The organism is Ekhidna sp., from assembly GCF_039940915.1.
Taxonomy (GTDB): Bacteria; Bacteroidota; Bacteroidia; order Cytophagales; family Cyclobacteriaceae; genus Ekhidna.
In genome coordinates this window covers 708053-728851 of sequence record NZ_JBDVFO010000001.1, presented here as the reverse complement: position 1 = coordinate 728851, position 20799 = coordinate 708053, and the positions used below count along the sequence as shown (strand labels likewise).

At 42.0% G+C, this 20799-nt stretch carries 20 protein-coding genes; 15 read left to right on the top strand and 5 right to left on the bottom strand.

Translation table 11 applies throughout. The features are described from left to right. The first annotated feature begins 2 nt into the window (after positions 1–2). The 13 genes from ABJF57_RS03305 (at position 3) to ABJF57_RS03245 (ending at position 13023) form a co-directional block, all read left to right on the top strand. Positions 3–2588, top strand: a complete 2586-nt coding sequence (locus tag ABJF57_RS03305) for an ABC transporter permease (protein WP_462231259.1) — start codon at positions 3–5, stop codon at positions 2586–2588. A gap of 97 nt (positions 2589–2685) precedes the next feature. After that, positions 2686–3132, top strand: a complete 447-nt coding sequence (locus ABJF57_RS03300) for a hypothetical protein (RefSeq protein WP_462231261.1) — start codon at positions 2686–2688, stop codon at positions 3130–3132. Continuing rightward, entirely contained in the window at positions 3129–3362 is a 234-nt protein-coding gene (locus ABJF57_RS03295) for a helix-turn-helix transcriptional regulator (RefSeq protein WP_462231263.1), read from the top strand. Before ABJF57_RS03300 ends, ABJF57_RS03295 begins: the two co-directional genes overlap by 4 nt. Next, the gene (locus ABJF57_RS03290) at positions 3359–3577 is read left to right on the top strand and encodes a hypothetical protein (protein ID WP_462231265.1); all 219 of its coding nucleotides are present in this window, start codon (positions 3359–3361) and stop codon (positions 3575–3577) included. Before ABJF57_RS03295 ends, ABJF57_RS03290 begins: the two co-directional genes overlap by 4 nt. A gap of 2 nt (positions 3578–3579) precedes the next feature. After that, positions 3580–4146, top strand: a complete 567-nt coding sequence (locus tag ABJF57_RS03285) for a 5-formyltetrahydrofolate cyclo-ligase (RefSeq protein WP_462231267.1) — start codon at positions 3580–3582, stop codon at positions 4144–4146. Then, on the top strand, positions 4139–4639 hold the full coding sequence (tpx, locus tag ABJF57_RS03280) for a thiol peroxidase (protein WP_462231268.1): 501 nt from the start codon (positions 4139–4141) through the stop codon (positions 4637–4639). The genes ABJF57_RS03285 and tpx overlap by 8 nt, the downstream gene beginning before the upstream one ends. Before the next feature lie 176 nt (positions 4640–4815). Continuing rightward, positions 4816–7188 (top strand): TonB-dependent receptor, encoded by a 2373-nt coding sequence (locus ABJF57_RS03275; protein WP_462231270.1) that lies wholly within the window; start codon positions 4816–4818, stop codon positions 7186–7188. Then, complete coding sequence (locus ABJF57_RS03270; protein ID WP_462231272.1) at positions 7188–8111, top strand: DUF4249 domain-containing protein; 924 nt, start codon at positions 7188–7190, stop codon at positions 8109–8111. Before ABJF57_RS03275 ends, ABJF57_RS03270 begins: the two co-directional genes overlap by 1 nt. A gap of 99 nt (positions 8112–8210) precedes the next feature. Beyond that, positions 8211–8945, top strand: coding sequence for a DUF4331 family protein (locus tag ABJF57_RS03265; RefSeq protein ID WP_462231273.1), 735 nt, complete (start codon positions 8211–8213; stop codon positions 8943–8945). A 26-nt stretch (positions 8946–8971) separates the two neighbouring features. Then, positions 8972–9529 (top strand): DUF4331 family protein, encoded by a 558-nt coding sequence (locus tag ABJF57_RS03260; RefSeq protein ID WP_462231275.1) that lies wholly within the window; start codon positions 8972–8974, stop codon positions 9527–9529. Positions 9530–9601: 72 nt separating this feature from the next. Continuing rightward, complete coding sequence (locus ABJF57_RS03255) at positions 9602–10894, top strand: tetratricopeptide repeat protein (RefSeq protein WP_462231277.1); 1293 nt, start codon at positions 9602–9604, stop codon at positions 10892–10894. Between the two features lie 205 nt (positions 10895–11099). Beyond that, complete coding sequence (locus ABJF57_RS03250; protein ID WP_462231279.1) at positions 11100–12206, top strand: hypothetical protein; 1107 nt, start codon at positions 11100–11102, stop codon at positions 12204–12206. Beyond that, complete coding sequence (locus ABJF57_RS03245; RefSeq protein WP_462231281.1) at positions 12178–13023, top strand: tetratricopeptide repeat protein; 846 nt, start codon at positions 12178–12180, stop codon at positions 13021–13023. The genes ABJF57_RS03250 and ABJF57_RS03245 overlap by 29 nt, the downstream gene beginning before the upstream one ends. A 90-nt stretch (positions 13024–13113) precedes the next feature. Here ABJF57_RS03245 and ABJF57_RS03240 read toward each other — a convergent pair whose 3' ends face one another. From ABJF57_RS03240 to ABJF57_RS03230, 3 genes are all read right to left on the bottom strand, one after another. Then, positions 13114–13620: a hypothetical protein gene (locus ABJF57_RS03240; RefSeq protein WP_462231283.1), complete on the bottom strand. Its 507-nt coding sequence runs from the start codon at positions 13618–13620 to the stop codon at positions 13114–13116. Between the two features lie 237 nt (positions 13621–13857). Further along, the gene (locus ABJF57_RS03235) at positions 13858–16500 is read right to left on the bottom strand and encodes a carboxypeptidase-like regulatory domain-containing protein (protein ID WP_462231285.1); all 2643 of its coding nucleotides are present in this window, start codon (positions 16498–16500) and stop codon (positions 13858–13860) included. A 5-nt stretch (positions 16501–16505) separates the two neighbouring features. Then, positions 16506–17348 (bottom strand): GLPGLI family protein, encoded by an 843-nt coding sequence (locus ABJF57_RS03230; RefSeq protein ID WP_462231287.1) that lies wholly within the window; start codon positions 17346–17348, stop codon positions 16506–16508. An 858-nt stretch (positions 17349–18206) separates the two neighbouring features. Between ABJF57_RS03230 and ABJF57_RS03225 the strand changes: the two genes are divergently transcribed. After that, positions 18207–18941: a sensor histidine kinase gene (locus ABJF57_RS03225; RefSeq protein ID WP_462232026.1), complete on the top strand. Its 735-nt coding sequence runs from the start codon at positions 18207–18209 to the stop codon at positions 18939–18941. After that, positions 18938–19627: a response regulator transcription factor gene (locus tag ABJF57_RS03220; protein WP_462231289.1), complete on the top strand. Its 690-nt coding sequence runs from the start codon at positions 18938–18940 to the stop codon at positions 19625–19627. Before ABJF57_RS03225 ends, ABJF57_RS03220 begins: the two co-directional genes overlap by 4 nt. Positions 19628–19880: 253 nt before the next feature. On the opposite strand, the gene ABJF57_RS03215 is transcribed toward ABJF57_RS03220, so the two are convergent. Next, positions 19881–20333, bottom strand: a complete 453-nt coding sequence (locus tag ABJF57_RS03215) for a hypothetical protein (RefSeq protein WP_462231291.1) — start codon at positions 20331–20333, stop codon at positions 19881–19883. Continuing rightward, positions 20320–20511: a hypothetical protein gene (locus tag ABJF57_RS03210; RefSeq protein WP_462231293.1), complete on the bottom strand. Its 192-nt coding sequence runs from the start codon at positions 20509–20511 to the stop codon at positions 20320–20322. The genes ABJF57_RS03215 and ABJF57_RS03210 overlap by 14 nt, the downstream gene beginning before the upstream one ends. Positions 20512–20799: the final 288 nt, after the last annotated feature.

The window sequence follows — 20799 nt, the reverse complement described above, 5'->3', positions numbered from 1 at the left end:
TCATGGAAAAGCAGCAACCTCCAAAATTCGCAGACCGATTGCTTGGCTTCTTTATCAAAGGAGAACTACTTGAAGAAGTACTAGGAGATCTTTACGAGTATCATACCGAGCTCTTGGATACACCCTCCTGGAAACGATCTGTATTCTATTGGTTTCATGTTTTAAATTTTATTCGCCCCGAATTGGTCAAAAAAATCTTAGGTCAAATGAAACTCAACAATATGGGAATGATCCAACTGCTGTTTAAGCTCAGCTTTAGGCACATGAGAAAAAAGATGCTGATTACCGCAATTAGTCTGATTACACTGATAACAGGAGTCTTGAGTTTTCAACTAATTTATAGCTGGCTTAAGAATGAGATCTCCATGGACGATTTTCATTCTAAACGAGACAGAATAACTGTAGGGGTGGCTCGGCTAAGCCCGGAAAGCAATCTGATCGCTTTTTCAATATCAGGTCTCTATCAGATTGATTATTCAGAATACCCGGAGATTGAAAAGTCAATGCTTATCCACACATATATGCCAGATGAAATCAAATTCTTTTCTGAGGATGTTGCTTATGGAGGAAAAGGACTGGTCGCAGACAGCACTTTTTTCGACTTTTTCGATTTCAAACTCCAAGTCGGGGTGGAAGATGTACTTTCGGGCCCTACTAATGTAGTCGTCACCAAAGAATTTGCTCGCAAAGTATTCGGTGATAAAGACCCTATGGGTCGCATCATTGAAATCACATGTGATCAGAAAGGAACATATCAAGTTGCTGGCGTTCTTGACAGGATTCCTTCCAATAGTTCAATCACCTTCGACTTTTTGATCCCCAGGCATTCCAAAAGCTTTTGGAGAAGAGCACCGCAAGATTTCATTATGCTGAAAGAAGGAGTAAGCCTTCCTCAGATCAACACCAAACTAATAGAGATTGCAAATGCTAGTGAACGCTTTCCAAATAGTGAGGCATTCTTATACCCGTTTCAAGATGTGTATGAAGATAAACCCTTCAACATAACATTGTTTTCTAAATATGGAAATGCAGGAAACCTAAAGAGTGTGACGTTGATCGCCTGGGGCTTACTGTTCATCACAATTGTTTGCTATACCAATTTGCAGACATCAGTACAACTGGCAGAAATGAACAAGGTCAAACTCAAGCATTTAATTGGTGCGTCTAAACGACACTTGGTAGTTGAGTGGATGGTTCGGGGTTTTATCTACTTCCTCATTGCAACAGTCACAAGCTTGATACTTTACCACCTACTTTTTAATGGACTTGCAGACTTCATTGGCTTGGAGTTAGATAAGCAGCCCCTTTCCGATAGCTTAGTTATTGCTGGAGTAATTCTTATTGCGGTCTTACTTTCTTCCTTGATCGCATCCGCTAATGTATTCAAGCGACTGATCGATCTTGATCTACAAAGAGAAAAAGCAACCTTTACAATCGGCCTCTCAAGGCGGTTTATGGCCGTTTTTCAGTACGCTATCACTGTTGTACTTCTCATCGGTTCCATGATTGTGGCTTTACAGTTGCGATTTATGCAAAGCAAGGATTTAGGAATTCATCAGACTGAAATCGTTTCAACCAGTTTTTTTGATGTAATACCAGACGCACGGCAGGATAGCGCCAAAAGAGTCGAAGTAGAAAGTGATCATCGATATGTAATTGATCGGCTAAGTAAGCACGCAGATATTATTGCAGTATCACAAGCCAGAGAGCCGTTAGGTTTTGCTTACGATTTACCTTTTAAGCTTTCTTCATCTCCGGACGACTTTATCCCTGTAAAAACTCTGAATACTGACCCAGGTTTTTTCAAAATATTTGAAGCATCAATAAGCGAAGGTCGCTTCTTCGATGAGACAGATGAAAACTACGCGATCAAGGTAGTTATCAATGAATCAGCAAAAAAATTCTTTAAAATCAAGGATATTGGAGATGCAAGATTGACCTCAAGAGTCACCAATGAATCTTATCAGATTATTGGCGTAGTAGAGGATTTTTATTACGAACATCTTTCTCAAGAAATTCAACCCCTAATTCTAACCTACTTCACTCGTTTGGATAATGAAATCATCATTCGGTACCGAAAAGGAACAGATAAGCAGACGCTTGAATTTGTGGAAGAATTGTATAGAGAAGTCAATCCAAAGGGGATTTTCACCGCAAGTTTCTTTGATGACAAGGTCTCAAGTCAATATGATAAGGAAGAAAAGGTAGGAAGGCTCTACGCAATTTTTGGTCTCATTGCCATATTGCTGTCCTCAGTTACGTTGTTCTCGTTTGCTTATCACGAAACCAATAGGCGTACTAAGGAAGTTGGAGTTCGAAAAGTGAATGGAGCCTCCCCAGCAGACATATTCAAGCTCTTTAGCCTGTCATTTTTGAAATCAATTTTAGCGGCTTTAATCTTATCAATACCACTTGGCTGGTACTTGATGGAACAATGGTTGAGCAATTTCTCAAACAGAATTAGTCAAGAACTGTGGATGTATCTGTTTGTTGGCTTTGTGGTTGTGATATGGGCCGCAATTGCCATTGTTTGGCATACCACCAAGATTGCTCGAATTAACCCGATTCATAGCCTTAGATACGAATGATGTAAAATATATTTTACATATAGTAAAACATTTTTAACTTTGTGTTCGTAATACTTTACATCGAGTAAATAAAAACAGACACTACCAAACGTTAAAAATGGACTACAACGAAAGAAAAAGTATTGTAAACATGCTCAGTACAGTTATTGTGTTGGGCATTTATTATTGGTCGGTATTCGAGCGTTTCGACAGCCTGACATTAACCACAGACGAGCAGCTGCAGTTTTGGGCCAAGGCTATTTTAATTGCTATTCCGATATCAATTGTTGCCAAAATTGTGGTGATGATCATTTTTGCAATTAGCAACTATATAATCACTCGTGAAGATTTGCCGTGCTTTGAGGACGAACGTGACAAGCTGATAGAATTGAAATCTACGCGTAATTCCTACTTCTTTTTTGGGTTTGGATTCTTTATTTCATTGGTTGTACTTGCATTTGGTTACCCACCAAAATTCATGTTTATCGCTTTGATACTCGCGGGCATAGGCTCCGAAATCTTTGATAACCTTTCCAAGCTTTATTACCACAGAAAAGGCGTATGAAGAAGAGCAATCATAGCGTTACCAATAATATCCGGAAGCTGAGATTTGATAGCGATGAGATGACCCAGCAGCAGCTAGCAGATCAGGTAAAAGTCACCAGGCAAACCATTGTGGCTATTGAAAAAGGTAAATACTCGCCATCATTGGAACTGGCCTTCAAGATTGCACGTGTATTTAAATCGCCACTCGAAGAAGTCTTTTCCTTTAAACCAGAAAGTGATAAGCCATGAAACTATTTATCCTAAAAACAAACATCAAATCTCAGTTGCAGGTGAATAAGTTGAAGCATGAATTTGACAAATACACTCACATCGCTCGATGGACAGTAGATTTGGATGATATTGATCGAGTGCTGAAGGTGGAAACCAAAGTTGATGCGGAGCAATCAGAGTTAATCAATTTGGTAGGGAAACATGGGATTTATTGTGAAGAATTACCAGACTAGCTATGATCACCAAATCCTACTTCCGAAAAGTCATCCTTCACTATCGCATGCTTGCAGATGGCCTTATGTATGCTCAGCGCAATGAACAATTGTGTCAGGCGACTATCAATTTTATCGAACGAAGAGAGATAAAGATGATTCACACATTCCTTGCAATCCAAAAGAACAATGAACCAGACATCTCGCCACTTTTTGAACAGTGGTGGAAGGATGGAACGAAAGTCGTGGTTTCCAAAACGGATTTCATGTTTAAGCAAATGAGACACTACTTGCTAGATGCTAAAACTAATCTGGTAATCAATAAAAAAGGAATTCCCGAACCCATAGATGCGGAAGAAGCAGTACTCAATGATGTGGATGTAATTTTCGTCCCTTTACTTCTTTCGGATAAACAAGGTTTCAGAATTGGTTATGGCGGTGGATATTACGATCGCCTCTTAACGGAAACAAATACACTTAAAGTTGGGTTATCATTGTCTCCTCCAGTTGATGAAATATTGCAGAGGGAGGAATGGGATATACCCTTGGATTATTTAATAACACCTTACAAAACCTATCAATATGGCTAAAATTACACTCGGAGGAACAAAAACGAATACTGTCGGAAACTTACCAGAAGTAGGCACTCAGGCGCCGGATTTTCATTTAGTTCGGAAAGACATGAAAGACGTGACACTTGCCAATTATCATGGACAAAAAGTAATCATGAATATCTATCCAAGTATTGATACAGGGATTTGCGCCATGTCTACTTCGAAATTCAATCAGGAGGCTTCTAAGCTTAGCAATACCAGAATCATATGTGTGTCCAAGGATTTACCTTTTGCACTCAACCGTTACTGTGAGGCAGAAGGAATTGATAACCTGGACAACCTTACCAATTTCCGCGACGGTGGTGACTTTGGTAAAAACTATGGAGTGGAGATTGTTGATGGAGCCTTTGCAGGGCTAAATGCTCGCGCTATTGTAGTAGTAGACGAAGAAGGAAAAGTATCCTATACGGAGCTCGTTCCTGAAGTAGGTCAGGAGCCAAACTATGAGAGGGCGTTAGCGGCTTTGTAGACGTTCACAATTTGGGAGATTTAGTCTCCCTTTTTTTCTTTTGACCATCCCCCGCTTGGCATTGGGAAGCAACCATTCACCCTTTTTTTGCATTAAGCTTCTGTTAAGATTGAAACTAATTGACATTTGGCACGTCTTTCGTTAGGTCATTAAGCAAAAACCAATAATCACCCAAATTGAAAAAATTACTAATACTGGCATTATGCCTCCCTTTTGTTCTTGCAGCACAGGATAAGTATACCATTAATGGATACGTAAAAGATGCCTCCAATGGAGAGGCTCTGATTGGTGCCACGGTACTCATTACTGAATTAAATACAGGCAACATCACCAATGTGTATGGATTTTATTCCATCACGGTGCCTGCTGGAGATTACGCAATAGCGTTCAGGTACCTGGGGTTTGTAACCGAGAAGAGATCTATCAGCTTGTCTGAGAACACACGCATAGATGTAGAATTATCAGTCGAACAAACTGCCTTGCAGGAAGTCGTGGTAACAGCTCGGCCTGAAGACGAAAATGTTACCTCGACCGAGATGAGTGTTGCCGAAATTGACATTCAAACCATTCGAAAGATGCCTGCCATTCTTGGAGAAGTGGATATCATTAAAAGCTTACAGCTTCTACCCGGCGTTTCCACTGTCGGAGAAGGAGCCTCAGGGTTCAATGTGAGAGGAGGTAGTGTTGGACAAAATCTGATATTGCTGGATGAAGCCCCAGTCTACAACTCTTCTCACCTCCTAGGATTTTTCTCAGTCTTTAATCCGGATGCTGTGAAAGACATGAAGCTATATAAAGGAGCTATCCCTGCTCAGTTTGGTGGCCGATTAGCATCCATTCTTGATATCCGGATGAAAGAAGGGAACAGCAAAGAGCTCGAAGTGAACGGGGGAATAGGCACAATCTTCAGTCGGGTGGCCGTAGAGGCTCCACTTAAAAAGGAAAAGTCCTCATTCATTATCGCGGGTAGACGATCCTACGCAGATATACTTGCCAGGCCATTTGTTGAAGAGCTCCGCAATGGATCAGCGCTCAACTTTTATGACCTGACACTCAAAACTAACTATCAGTTTTCTGATAGGGATCAAATATTCCTGTCCGGTTATTTCGGAAAAGACAACTTTAAATTCGATGCGGATCAAGGCTTCAGTTGGGGCAACAGAACAACTACCTTCCGCTGGAACCATCTTTTCAACGATCGATTATTTGCCAACTTCACCACCTTCTTTAGTGATTACGAATATGAGCTAGCATTTGGGGATAACCCAAGAGACCGCTTCGAATGGAACTCAGACATCAATACACTGGCTGTCAAACCTTCATTCACCTATTTTATCGATCAAAAAAACGAACTCACATTCGGTGGTGAATTCTTCAAGTATGATTTCGAACCTGCGCGCGCCATTGGCATCAGTGATGGTGAAGAAATTAACATCAGCGTACCAGACAAGCGTGCCATCGAAGCTGCAGCGTATATCAACAATGAACAAAAACTTAGCGATAAACTTTCAGTTCAGTATGGGCTTAGGTTTTCCTACTTCAATCTAATTGGAGCAGGGAATAAATTTATTTTGGGTGACACCATTTTGGGAAGAAGAAGACCGATAGAACGTATCGAAGAGGTGGGAAGTGGAGAATCGATAGCAAAACACAGTGGATGGGAACCTCGAGTTTCTTTCCGATATCAGCTGAATAAGACAACCTCTGTGAAGGCGAGCTATAATCGCATGCTTCAGTATATTCACTTGATTTCAAACACCACTGCCTCCAATCCATTGGATGTATGGACGCCAAGCTCAAACAATTTGGAGCCTCAAGTCGGACAACAGTGGGCGGTCGGATTATTCAAAAATCTGAAAAACAACGATTACGAAACCTCTGTAGAATTTTACTATCGGAAAACAGCGCGCCAGCTGGAATACATCAATGGTGCTGATTTGTTGATCAATGAAGCACTCGAAGCTGATCTACTGTCTGGCGATGGCAGAGCCTACGGGATGGAGATTTATGTGAAGAAAAATGCTGGCAGATTAAATGGCTGGGTAAGCTACACACTGGGTCGAACAGAATTGCAGACAGATGGAATCAACAATGGAGAATGGTATCCAACAAGGTATGATCAGACCCACAATCTGAAGCTCACGGCCTTTTATGAGTTGAACGATCGCTGGTCACTCTCCTCAACATTTTCATACTTGAGTGGTACACCGACTACATTTCCTACCAGTCGCTACGAAGTACAGGGAATTACGATTCCACACAATGCCAACGACTCGAGGAATAATGTGAGGCTTCCGAATTATCATAGGTTAGATTTCTCAGCTACACGAAAAGGAAAAGCGGTGAAGAAAAATGGCGCGCCGAGAAAAAACAGAGATGAATTGGTATTCACGGTGTACAATATTTACAATCGAGCTAATCCATTTTCGATTTACTTCTGGCAAGGGGGAGACAGGGTTGATCCTGGCACCTTGGCAGATACTCGGGCCACTCAGGTTTCTATTTTCGCATCATTTATTCCATCTATCACCTACAACTTTAAGTTTTAATGAAAAAGCTATTTATACTTCTTTTTGCGATAATGATCCTTGCTTGCGAGGATGATATCTCGGTAGAATTACCAAATGCAGAGCCCATATTAGCATTTGATGCATGGATTTATCGGAAAGCCGAGAAACAGACGATACGCATTACCAGAACCAATTCATATTTCGACAGTTCAGCCCCGGGAGGGGTATCCGGAGCATCAGTCTTAGTGGTTGATGGCGCAGGCACTATCTATCCATTCATAGAAGAAAGCCCGGGAGAATATAGCTGGATTCCAGCGAACGCTGCAGACTCATTTGGTACAGTAGGGGAAACGTATTTACTCGATGTACAGATCGATGGTAAACAATACGGATCTACAAGTAAAATGGGACGCGTACCTGAAATTGATAGCATCACCTGGAGATTTCAGGAAGGCTCTTTTGGAGCGGATGACTCCTATTTTGCCGAATTCTGGTCTCGGGACTTTGTCGGTGAAGGAGATGCCTATTGGATCAAAAGTTGGAAAAATGGACTCAGACTCAACAAGCCGCAAGAAATAAACGTCTCTTTTGACGGAGCTTTCTCCCCAGGAGGGAATGCAGATGGACTCACATTTATACAACCAATCCGAGATGCAATCAATCCGTTTGATCAGGATGAAGATGATGAATTTATCCCTCCGTTTGAAGGTCCAGGGGAGGACAGTATTTATGTTGAAATAAATTCCATCACTCCTGAAGCATGGTTTTTTTGGAATCAGGTCATTATTCAAACAGATAGACCTGGAGGATTTGGAGAGCTCTTCGCTTCAAGCCTTGCTAATGTGGAGTCAAACATTGTAGCAGAGGATGACGAACAAGTAGTTGGGTTCTTTTGTGTTTCTGCAGTCAATGGACTAGGAAGAAAATTTACCGAAGATGCCATCAGAGAAGTTGAGGAGTGATTTTCAAGAATAAAGAGGACAAATTCAACTTTGTAAAATCCACCTGACCATATAGCCTCGTAGGTAGCTTAGATTTTAAAAATTAAAAATTTAAGCACTATGAGAAAATTAGTTTTATCACTAGGCCTTGTTATTTCAGCTGCCCTGGTGATTGTGTTGGTGGCTGCTGACCACATTGATGCGCCTGCTGTAGGTACACTATCGAGCGGTAGCACTGTGGAAGACATCACCGATTATTATGCTTTTGAGAGCCCTTCAAATGCAAGCAATTACGTTTTTGTTTGCAATGTAGCAGGCCTCAGTTCTGAAACATCATTCAGTGATGATGTGATGTATGAATTTAACATTGACGGTAACGGAGACAATGTTGAAGATCAACTAATTCAAGTTTATTTCGAAAACGGACAAGCCATTACCTATGGTGTGGTTTCCGCTGATGGACAGACAGGTTTGAATAGTCAGATCGTAACAGGAAGCAACAGAGTAGCAACAGACGTGTCAGCTTCTGTATCTGCTGGAGGAGTACAGCTGTTTGCTGGCCTCAGAGATGATCCGTTCTTCATGGACTTCTTCCAGTTTGTAGATATAGTCAATGGTGTAGGCGCTTCTTTGAGCGACAATACCAATACAGGAGTTTATGACGCAAACAGAGACTCTGATCCTAATATGGATGGCGTGCAGCCATACCCAGCAGCTTTCAGAGCCGGAAGTGAAGCTGTCGATGCCTTTGCGGGAACCAACGTACTCTCAGTTGTAGTAGAAGTACCAAAAAGTGCAATCAACGACACGGACGGAAAATTCACTTCATGGGTAGAATCCAAGGTGAAGCAATAATTCATAAACTTTTAAATGATAGAACAATGAAAAAGAGAAATAATATATATGCGGTCCTGTCGGTAATGGCCCTTCTTGTATTTGCAAGCTGTGGCGATGACGATGGTGTACAAATGGAGGCGGACACCTATGCAACTTCTGATCAAATGGGTCGTCCGGCCATCAACACAGTTTTCAACTTTTTTGGAACATCAGACGTGAAGAACGCATACAATTCCACGCTACCAGCAAGTGGGGCAGCAAATGCAACGGCCTTTGCAGGAATTTTAGACGCGCTTCAAACCTACATATTCCTTGATCCTGAGCAGTTTGAAAATATTCTGGGGATTGGGAACGATGCACTTGCTGGTGTGCTAGCAGTAGACGTTTTGCAATCAGATAAAAATGCAGCAACAGCGTACGGATCACTTAATGGGCGTGCACTTGGTGACGATGTAATTGATGTAACATTGACACTGGCATTTTCGGATCAGTCAGCCGCAGGCGCGGATAATCAAGTAAAAGGTGGATTGGTATCGGACAATGTGAATGCGAATGATAAGACATTCAGCACAAGCTTTCCGTACCTCGCAATCCCACATTAAATCATTGAATGAAAGGCTATCGACGCTATCTCGAGTTAATGTCAATAGCCTTTCTTTTTAAAACCAATAGCTATGAATAACATATTAAAAGCCGTATTCTTATTGGCAATCGTTGCTGGCTGTTCTGAAATAACAAAAACAAAATCGATAAGCAATCGAACGGATTACGCCAGATACCTCAACACCTTGCGCATAGATTTAGCACCGCTTAAAAAGGAGGAGGCTGTGTGGATACGCAAAATAAAAACCGAACCAAAAGGCTTCATCTTTTACGAAAAGCTAGGAAGAACCTTTAACCAATTGTTTGAAAAAACAGGAGAAATAGATTATCTCTATAAGGCAGATAGTGTTTTTACCATTGCTGAAAAAATTAGCGTGGGCAAATGGAAAGTTCCGAGTCTATTGAGCCTAAGTGGGTTAGCAATCAAAAGACATGACTTTAAAAAAGCAGCGTCGTATGCAGTGAGTGCCAGAGAGCTGACGGATGAAAAATTGGGACCACTCCTGACGCAATTTGATGCCGAAATGGAGCTGGGCAACTATCAAATGGCTGGCGCAATCCTCGATCGCAATAAGCAAATGAATTCCTTTGATTACCTCGTAAGATTATCAAAGTACAAAGATTATCAAGGAGACCTTGACTCTGCAATTTACTACATGGAACAAGCAGAAAAAGACGTGCTCTTCTACCAAAAGGATCGAAAGCTTTGGGCCACTTCCAATCTAGCTGATATGTACGGTCACGCAGGACGCATCAAAGATTCGTACACAAGTTATTTAAAGTCCTTGTCACTTGATTCTACCTATGATTATGCCTTGAAAGGTATCGCCTGGCTCGTATATTCTTACGAAGGAAAGACAGAAGAAGCGCTCGAAATTTTGCGTGTCTTGCAACAGAAAACAGCTATGCCAGATTACTATTTGCTACTTGCAGAGATCAGTGAGTATGAAGGCAAAAAACGAGAAGCAGAAAAGTATAAAAACAGGTTTCTTGCCGAAGCTAGTAAGTCTGAGTATGTGGGAATGTACAATAAGTACTTGATCGAGATTTTTAATGAACAAGAAGACTTTGATAGTGCACTTGAGCTTGCCAGAGCAGAAGTAAGCAAACGACCCACCGCGCAAACATACGATTGGCTTGCATGGACGCTTTTTAACCAAGGCAGAGCTGATGAGGCCATTCAAATTTATCGGGAAAAAGTAGAAGGAGAAACCTACGAGCCAGAAGCCATCTACCATATGGGCATGGTGTTTCATGAAACTGGAGAAGCTGATGGAAAAGAGTACCTGATCGAATCTTTGGAGGCTTCTTATGAGTTGGGGCCATTAGTCTCTATGGAAATCAAGAGGAAACTAAAAGGATGATTTTTTGACGATGAGATCCAAACAGGAGTCACATTTCGTATGTTGAATCTGAAGATTATATATCGCAGTGATGCGATTATAGCTGGTTGGTGATAGATGCCCTGGTCATGTAATTGATCAGGGTTTTTTTATTAATGAAATGTTAACGGTTGTAAAAAAGCGCAGGAAGAAGCATCTCCCCTTTATTTTAGTCAAAAAACCATTAGTGTTTAGACTACTTTTTTTGCTGTTAATTGTACTCGCCGCATGTAAGTCGCAATCATCCGATCATCCGGTTTTCAAGTACTACCCTCCAAACGAGGTATTTGAAGATGGGTATGTGAGCAAATACTATCGCCATTATTACCCAAAAAATGAGGATTCCAAATCCGCTACAGAGATCACATATTCTAAATTTCGAAAAGATGGCCATCGCATAATCATAGAAAGATATAATGCAGGATTTGACTTGGCAGGGATTTCAGAAATGGAAGTGACCGATGCGGAAATCAATACCAAAAAGATGATTGACATTCTTCGCAGAGATACTTTGGAAATAGAAATTGTCAATGCTGTAAGCTCAAGTTGGGACCGTAGCAATGGAGAGCCATTTAGGCTTAAATATCTATTCAATGATAAGGGTTACATCTTCACAGAGACCCAGTTGAGTGTTTCTGATACATTAATAGACGGACAGCCGGCCAAAATATTTGTAACCGAGGGAATGTACCGTGAAGAAGAGAGTGGAGAAATTGCGAACAAGTTCACGGACACAACGACTTACCGTTCGGGCTTAGGGTTCTTAGCATCAAAGAGTGACTATGAAAACTATCGAATCGAAACAGAACTAATGGAACAAATGTCTGTGGATGAGTTCGAGCGAAGAGCGAATCATGACAAGCATCGAATTGCTTGGATCGACCCTGGGAACACCCTTGATTCAGAGGAAGAATTCAACATTTGTGGGCATGAACGATTCATCGCAGATTATTATAATTCTACGCCCGATGGAAGATACATCTATGGGAAAAGAGCTTTGCTGGACACCATTTACAACAACCTGGAAGTATCCAAAATGTACGAACAGAACGGAATGATCATTTTCCGCTTTGTAGTCAACTGTGAAGGAAAAGCCGGTAGGTTTACCGTGGATGGATATGATTTCATGTACCAGCCATTGAAATTTGAGAAAGAGACCATCGATCACTTGTATAGTATAATCCAAAAGCTGGATGATTGGCGACCCGTTGTGATTGCCGAAGAAGCGAGGGATGCCTATTTCTACCTGACATTTAAAATTGACAATGGAGAAATCACCGATATACTTCCTTAGCATAAGCTTAGCATTGTTTACTCTTTCATCATGTTCTGAACGGCAGTGGTACAAGAAGGAGTTGACCGATACAGAAAAGAAGCAGTATGGCCCACAATTGAGGTTGGGAGGAGGATACTACTACCAAGGGTCTGTGCCCGAACAGTTTCAGCTCGAAGAGTCACTGAAGTTGGATTCCACAGATGCTGATCTGTGGCGTGAAATAGCAACTGCGCGATTGAAACGTGGCATTGCCGACGAGATGCACCACTACTATGGGGAAGCGGTGAGGCGGAAAGCAGAAAAGTGGGCTGGATTTAGAGGATACATTTACCTCTATTTTTATCGTGACTACTATCGCGCAATATCCGATTTTGATTACGCCGATGAGCTGAGGGGAGAAGTGGATTTTTCGCAAGGACAAAGCCATGACTACATGCGCGGCATTTGTCACTATGGACTGGGAGATTACCAGGCAGCTTACGAATCGTTAGACAAATACATTAGCAAGGTGACAAAAGAAGAAGGAGAAGAATGGGTAGATGTTTATGCCCTGTTATACAAAGGACTGGCACTCATGAAAATGGAGCGATTGGATGATGCCCTTCTAACCTTTGAACAAGCACTTAAGTATTACAAAAACCTGTCAGACTGCTTTTATCATAAAGCACGAATCTACGTATCCAGAGGACAGTTTGACTTGGCGCTTGAGCAGCTAAAGCTTGCCGAGAAGTACCATCTGGAAGGCTATTATCATCAACGTCCATATGTAGAAGTACTGGAGCAGATCTACATCCAAGACATCCGTAAGCTGATGCGGGAAATTAGTACCACGTAATCGCGGGCACCTGAAAAAGTTCATGTTTATTCTCCGTCATCGCGAGCCTGCCTGCCGCAGGCAGGTGCAACGAAGCGATCTACCTTGCATTTACTTATAATCGCTCACCGTAAACTTTCTATTGCCGTTTAGTATAAAGGTTCGCCCCTCCAATCTTTTAACATCCATTACTTCAATACACTTAAATAAATTGTCTGTTAAATGTTGAACTCTAGCAGTCACATTTATTTTTTCATTATCAGAGAGTAGTTGTTCATGCGACACCTTTGTAAATACTTCATATTCGGATTTATCCATAAAAAGTTTTACAGTACTGTCATCATTGACTCTAAGATTTATCCATGGACTGGTTAGTAGATCATTCTCTTGAAGAAGTTTGAAATATATGTATCCTAAGGAATCCTCTGCAATTAATTCGGCTTCTTCATTCTCTAATTGTATGAGAAGAACATTTTCTAAAACTGAGTCTGGGTAATTGTAAAAACTTCCAAAATCAAACCAAGTATAATATAGGTCTCCATTGATTGTATGATATTCAGTTTGCTCTTTAGTACAAGAGACAAGAATGAAAACAAGAACGATTTGTAAGTTTTTCATTTTGAGAATTTACACAATCATCTAAACTATATCAAAGCGAACTCCTCAAGTCATTGCGAGCCTGCCTGCCGCAGGCAGGTGCAACGAAGCGATCTCATCATAAGCACGGTGCTGCAATCATAAGATTGCATCCTTCCTTGAAACGGAGGTAACATGTTTTTATAAAAGACTGAACGAATAAAAACCATCATCCCGACATCCATGAAACTGAAAGCTGGCCGGGATGATGGCTAGTATTTATAAATCATACATCACCGTAAACAATCCATACCGCTGTTGGATGTCATAAGAATAGGTGCTGATCAGGTTATCGCTAAAGCTGTCTCGGCGTACAGAACGCGTGTCCAATAGATTCAAACCTTGAATCTTAAACTCCCACGGACTCTTCTTTTTCCGATAGCTCAGAGATGTGTCCAGAATATCAAATGCAGTATCCTGATTTTGACTTTGATTCACATACTTGTTGTAAGCGTATTCCGTTTCAAAACGGAAGCCTTTAAATGTCAGCGTAGTACCTACATTGGGCCTATGATTTACAAACTGGTTTGTAAGTGGCCCTGACGTATACCTATTCACGGATACCGTATAGCCAGTCCTTACGGAAAGTTTTTTGAATAAGCGAGCAGACATGTTCAATCGATAGGACTGAGTGAAATTGTTGTTTTCAATCCCCTGGCCTCCGAACTGGTTGTTTAGTATAGTTTGGGACAATGTAACCATCCCGCTGATCCTGAAATGATCGAAGCGCTTCTCTAAATTGAGATATCCGCTAGTAATTTTATTCGCTTGCCCCGCGTTGATGGAGGTGAGCACATTCTCTACACCACTCAACTCTTGATTATTGGTAAATCCATCCTCGATGTACTGAAAGTTCACTCCACCGCTGATGTTGAAGAAACTGTACATATTGAAGTTTCGATAGCTCAAAGATACCGTGTGGAATAATGAAGGCTTAAGCCCGGTATTACCAAACATCAGGGTATTGTATGAATTGAGAACATAACCTTCTGCGTATGAGCTTACTCCATTGTACTCCAGCGATTGGTTGTAGTTAAATGTAAGTCCGTGTGAACTTCCAAAATCGTACTCCGCTCGAATCCGAGGGAAAATGTACTGTGCATGATTGGGGGATTCAGCCCCTGCTTTCACGGTGTAGCTGTTTAGACTTACACCTGGGCTAATGGTCAGTTTTTCCCACTTTTTTCTATACGTTAACCTTACGTAACGATTAGTAATGTCAAGTCCTTCGTTCAAATTCACCACTTCATTTGATTCATCATTGAGGTTAGAAATCAGATTCTGGCGAGACAGGTTCATTCCAAATGCCGCATTGATATGTGTGGTTTTATTTAGGATGTAGTAATAGTTAAATGCTCCATCTAGTCGCTTAGAATCGACGATCTGATCCTGTGTTAGTTGGAGGGCATCACCAGCAATGAATGTGCTAAACAAAGGAAGTTGACTGGATAGTAACTGAGAAGTCGGAGTTTCTTCTTTGTTGTAATTCACCTCGGCAGAAATGATGTTCTTCTCATTGAGAGCATTGAACATGCGAAGTTGGTGACGCTGACTTTTCGGCGTTCGCTCATTGTTTTCTTGTAGGAGGTTACTTCCAGCCATCTGTTCTGAGTTCCTGATCCTTCCCTGATCTATGGAGCTACGTTTACCAAAAAAGGTATAGTCCAACTGCAAGTTGTAACTAGGTGTGTACTTCACAGAGAAGCGTCCCAAACCTGATTTATTGCCAATGGATGTAGCTGTAATCAACTGTTCCTGCGTCTGATCATTCAGCTGTGGATAGGTCCGCAAGGAATTAGAACCAAGTGTGGCGTCATTGTCAAAGCCAATCAGAAAACCTGTGAATTGTAGCTTATTTGTCGGACGCGTAGTGAAATTAATAGCACCCAATTTATTGGTAATGCTACTAGCTGAGTTTCTGTCGGTGAGTGGTATGCCGGCATCTCCTGCATTGAAGCGAAAGGAAGTTCCATTGCGTGAAGCAAGTGAAGCCATGCCTCCAGACATGCGGAAGTAGTCGTTGAGTGTGAGGGCAAGCTCACCTACATTGTTGCCATCTCCGATAAAATTCACACTGGTTTTGGGCGCGTAGTAAAAAGTATTGGCATGACCAAAATACCTTTTTTCAGGGCCTCCGCCGGCTTCAATATCTCCGAACACAATTCTTTTTTTGTCAGATTTCAATTCAATGTTCAGCGCCAACCTATCATCATTATTAAGCCCTTGCATTGGCTGAATATCATTGAAGTTTTGAAGAACCTGTACCCGATCCACCACATCAGCAGGGATATTTTTGGTCGCCAATTTGGTATCACCTTCAAAAAACTCCTTGCCATCTACTAGTACCTTGTCTACTTTCTTCCCCTGAACTTCAATATCCCCATTGTCTCTAATAGCAAAACCAGGAAGCTCTTCCAGCACATCCTCCAGTTTACGCTCATCCCCTTTGGTAAATGCTTCAGCTTTATAAGAAATAGTATCACCTTGCACAAGTACGGGCATTTCGGCGACCACCGTCACTTCGTCCAGCGAGTTGACAGCTTCTTTCATAACAATCAAAAACGGATCATCAGATGCCTCTTCAAGCACCAAATACTCACTGATGGGGACAAACCCAACGAAAGTCACTTTAAGTTCATATACTGTATGCTTCTTTAGGCGGAGTTGGAAGCCGCCCTTGACATCCGTCACGGCGAAAGCTTTCATCTCCTTAGTAGCGGTATCTATTGCCATAACATTGGCAAAAGCAATAGGTGTAAATGTAGAATCTCGTGTTTGCCCCTTTAGCAAAACATGATCCTGAGCCTGTGTTGAGAAAACTCCCAGCACACTCATCAAGCAGATAACAATTAGTCCTTTCATTTTGATTATCCTCCGATTCTTATCACGCGTCTTTCTCCTCCCTCTCCAGTATCGTATTTCTTCATCATTTCCTGTAGTTTCTCATCTCGGATAGCGTCAGCCTCCTCTCTGGTTACGCGCTTACCCTTACTTGGCACTTCAATTTGCACGGGTGTTGCAGGGTTCAACTCTACTTTTGTGCACAAAAAGGTGAAGTTCCCATTCTTGAGTTCCAGAATAAGTCCAGGCAGTCCCCAGGTGTTGGAAGGACCTTGAGATACTGGGATGTCGGGAGTATACCAGGCAGTGATCATGGTTGTGTCCATGACGGTTTCGGTTGTTTGTTCGGAATCGCTAAGCGACATGGTAGTCTGCTCACTGATGTTCTCATATTCCGCTTTGATGACCGTATATTCACCGATTTTTTTGGTTTCTCCAGTGATCTTCCAATTGAATGTGGGGAGCTCATCTTCAATGAGAAATTTCTTGCCGAAGATCTCGGTCTCCTCTAGAAATTGATTTTTGCTAGGGTTGAGGTAGCTTATCGAGTTACCCATCGAAAACCGAATTTGCATGCCACCTGTGCTAGGTGCACCGGCAGACGATTCTAGCTCTGCGTCCTCTTTCCAGGTTGCTTCTTCCAGGTTAAAAGTCAATGTGTAGTCGCGTTGTGATTGCTGCATCAGCTGCTTGCGAAGGGACTCCTGCATATCAGGGCTCATTTCTCTTCCAGCTACATTGATGGTTCCCATGCTCATCGATGATTTGTAGCTGGCAATTCCTTCAAATTTCTGCTGACTGACAGCTTTGAATGCAATTCCCACTAGTAAGCCTGGTACCAGTGAGATGAGTAGTATCGTTTTTCTCATGTTCATGTATGTTTCCAGCAAACCAATGAGAATCAGTGCTAACGCACGGTTAAGCAGTGTTAACGTGTGTTAACTCATAGAAAATAGCCAGACGGTGACACCTATATTTGCATCGTGATAAAGAAATTGTACCGTAAAAGTTTGGTCTTAATCGTGGTGACTGCTGCTGTGCTTACAGCTGCGCAGGTGTATTTTACGATTAAAAACTATGAGGTCAATAAGCAACGATTCATCATAGATGTGCAGCAATCGCTGGATGCGAGCATTGAAAATTACTTCGCAGGTAAAGCAAAAAATAGCATCTATATCATGGGTGAAGGATTTGATACGCTCGTAAATGGAAAAAAATCGATTGCCTACGCTTCTGCTGTCACGAATATCGACAGTATTCTTCGGATTGCAGGGGATAGCCAATCTACCCATAGCTCTGCTTTTACACAAGTTTGGACTGGAGGACAGCACCCGGATTCTATGCATCTGGACTCGGTTTTTCGCATCAACAACGAGCGCTCATTTAGGCGACTGAAAGTCACTGCTCACTCAGATTCCTCACGAGTAAAAGAGCTACAGTTTCTTACACAGAAAGTGATGTTCTCAATTAGTGAGGAGTTATTAGATCTCGGTGCGCTTTATACAGAGTTGGAAAAGGAATTGAATGAAAGAAATCTGAATATTGATTTTGCATTGACGCAAGACAACCTCGGAAGAAAAACCACTGTTGGACTCATCGATGACGCTAACTACTTGTCAGTGTCAGCTACCTCTGTTTTTGTGGATGAGTTTAATGCCATATCAGCAGACTTTGAAAATGCCACATTAATCATTCTGAAGAATGGCATAGGCGAGCTAATACTCTCCATGTTGCTTATAGGACTGGTTATTGGAACCTTGATTCACCTGTACAGTACCATCAACAAGCAAAAACAGCTGGCAGCAATTAAAGATGACCTGATCAGCAACATTACGCATGAGTTCAAAACCCCAATTGCGACCATTTTTTCTGCATTGGAGGGAGTTACCAGCTTCAACGAAACCAATGATCAGGAAAAGACCCGTCGCTACCTGGCACTATCCAATCATCAGCTAGAAAAACTCAATGACATGGTGGAAAAGATGCTTGAGACGGCTACCATAGATCAGGGAAAACTGACCTTGAATAAAGAACAGGTGGAAGTTGCGGAATGGACAGAAGCAATTGTGAAGCGATTTCAAATGATAGAAACCAGGAAGCAGGTTGACTTTGAAAGCAAAGTGCCATCCATTGTGAGCACTTTGGATCGATTTCACATTGAAAATGCGCTTTCCAATTTGATCGATAATGCTATAAAATACGGTGGCAATCAGATCATCATACGCCTTTTGCAAACCGGTGAATCCTTGGTTTGGGAGGTAGAAGACAATGGAGGTCATATTCCTGCTGCGCAAAAACACAAAGTATTTGATAAACTCTACCGCATCCCAACCGGAAACCAACACGATGTAAAAGGATTTGGTATTGGACTCTACTATGCGCGTACCATTGCAGAATTGCACGGAGGCCAGCTGACCCTTGATGTTATGAATGAGCGAACACTGTTTAGATTGACCCTATGAGCTCGGAATCTCCCAAAATATTGCTCGCAGAAGACGAAGCTGCACTCGGTATGATCATCCGGGAAAGCCTGGAGTCGCGTGGGTTTCATGTGATTTTTTGCAAGGATGGAGAAGAAGCCAGGCAGGCATATGAAGCTGATCGACCAGACATACTTGTGCTTGATGTGATGATGCCAAGATTGGATGGCTTCTCCCTGGTGAAGCAGGTAAGGAAAAAAGATCAATTCATTCCCATTATTTTTCTTACAGCCAAGTCGCGCACCGAGGATGTTGTGGAGGGGTTTGGTTATGGCGCCAACGACTACCTGAAGAAACCCTTCAGCATAGAAGAGCTGATTGTAAGAATTCATGCGCTGCTCAATCGCAAGACTGCGCACACGACCAATGGGTCGCAAGAAATTGGAGATTATACGTTTGACTGTCAAAAACAAACACTCAACCATCGCCCTAGCGGAAACGAAGAGCGACTTACACATCGTGAAGCACACTTGCTTGATGCGCTCATCAAAAATCTGAATGAGTTGACGGATCGCCAGCAAATCCTCAACTCCCTGTGGGGTAATGACGACTTTTTTAACGCACGTAGCATGGATGTATTTATCAGCAAGCTACGGAAGAAGCTCGCTCAGGATGAGTCCATCCAGATCATCAATGTCAGGGGATATGGTTACAAGTTGGTGGTTTGAATTGGCATGGGCGTCTTTCCTAGCCGTCTTTGCAATCTTCTTACTCCTGTCATCGCGAGAGCAACGAAGCGATCTCAACCCCATTACCGTCATCGCGAACGTAGTGAAGCGATCTCAAACTCGTTCAGCCTATCATTCATAAGATTGCTTCGTCATGCTTCCTTGCAATGACGGTAACATATTATCATCAATACCTTTATCAGGACAAAAAAAAGGGCCTTTCGGCCCCCTTAAGAGAAACAAAACAAATTCATTAATCATCGACAATTGTGCGAGCCGTCAAATAACCAATGTAAAACGAGGCATTTGATCGCTTAAAACGCTTCATCACTCGATCCAGTCTTTCCAGCGCATCGTCGGCTACATCCAATAATTCCGCAATGTTTTTAGTAGCTGATCGTGAAGCAATCCGATACGATCGGGGCTTACCTCGTTTATCCTGATAAGTACCAAACATCAACTTTACATCCTCTATTTGGTCTTGGGTAAGCCCATGGTCTCCCATCAAAGACACATTCGCTTCTAACAGTTCTATCACACTGCGTGTCTTGTTTTCGAATTCCTCATTAGGTAGGCGCAAATAATCTGACTTAGAGTTGCTTGCTTTTACCAACAACTCGTGGTTTTCTGTATCGTCTGCATACGCCTCCAGCACATCATCCAGTATATCCATACGCTCAGCTACCCGATGTTTAATGTGTGCCAATAAATACCTTGGCTGCCTCCTGATCTTTTGCTGACGTGCGTATTTGATCGATCGCTTTTGCCAATCCTGTTTTGTACGAACTCGCAATTGGGATGGCATTCCAGATCGAAGAGTTTGAATCTAGATAGGCGTTCGTCGCGCGCATCATTTCCAGTTTGTTGATCTGTCGCTTATTCATGGTTCAAGAGTTTATTTTTTTAAAAAATTAGCAACCTCAATAGTATGGGGAGGAGAGATAAAATGTGCAAGATGCCTGTTGACTTAAGGTGTACAAGAGAAGATTTATTTGACTTTGTGCAGCGATGAGAGCAGTCATTGCATGTGTGCAAGTGGTTTCTGTATCGATGTAAGCATCCAATGCGTGACCGTCAGTTGCTTGTGCAACGAGGTAACTCACCTATGCGGTGATACGAGAGTTTCGTGCAGCCATTTAAGTTTCTTGTGCATGAATGTAAATGCTTCAAGC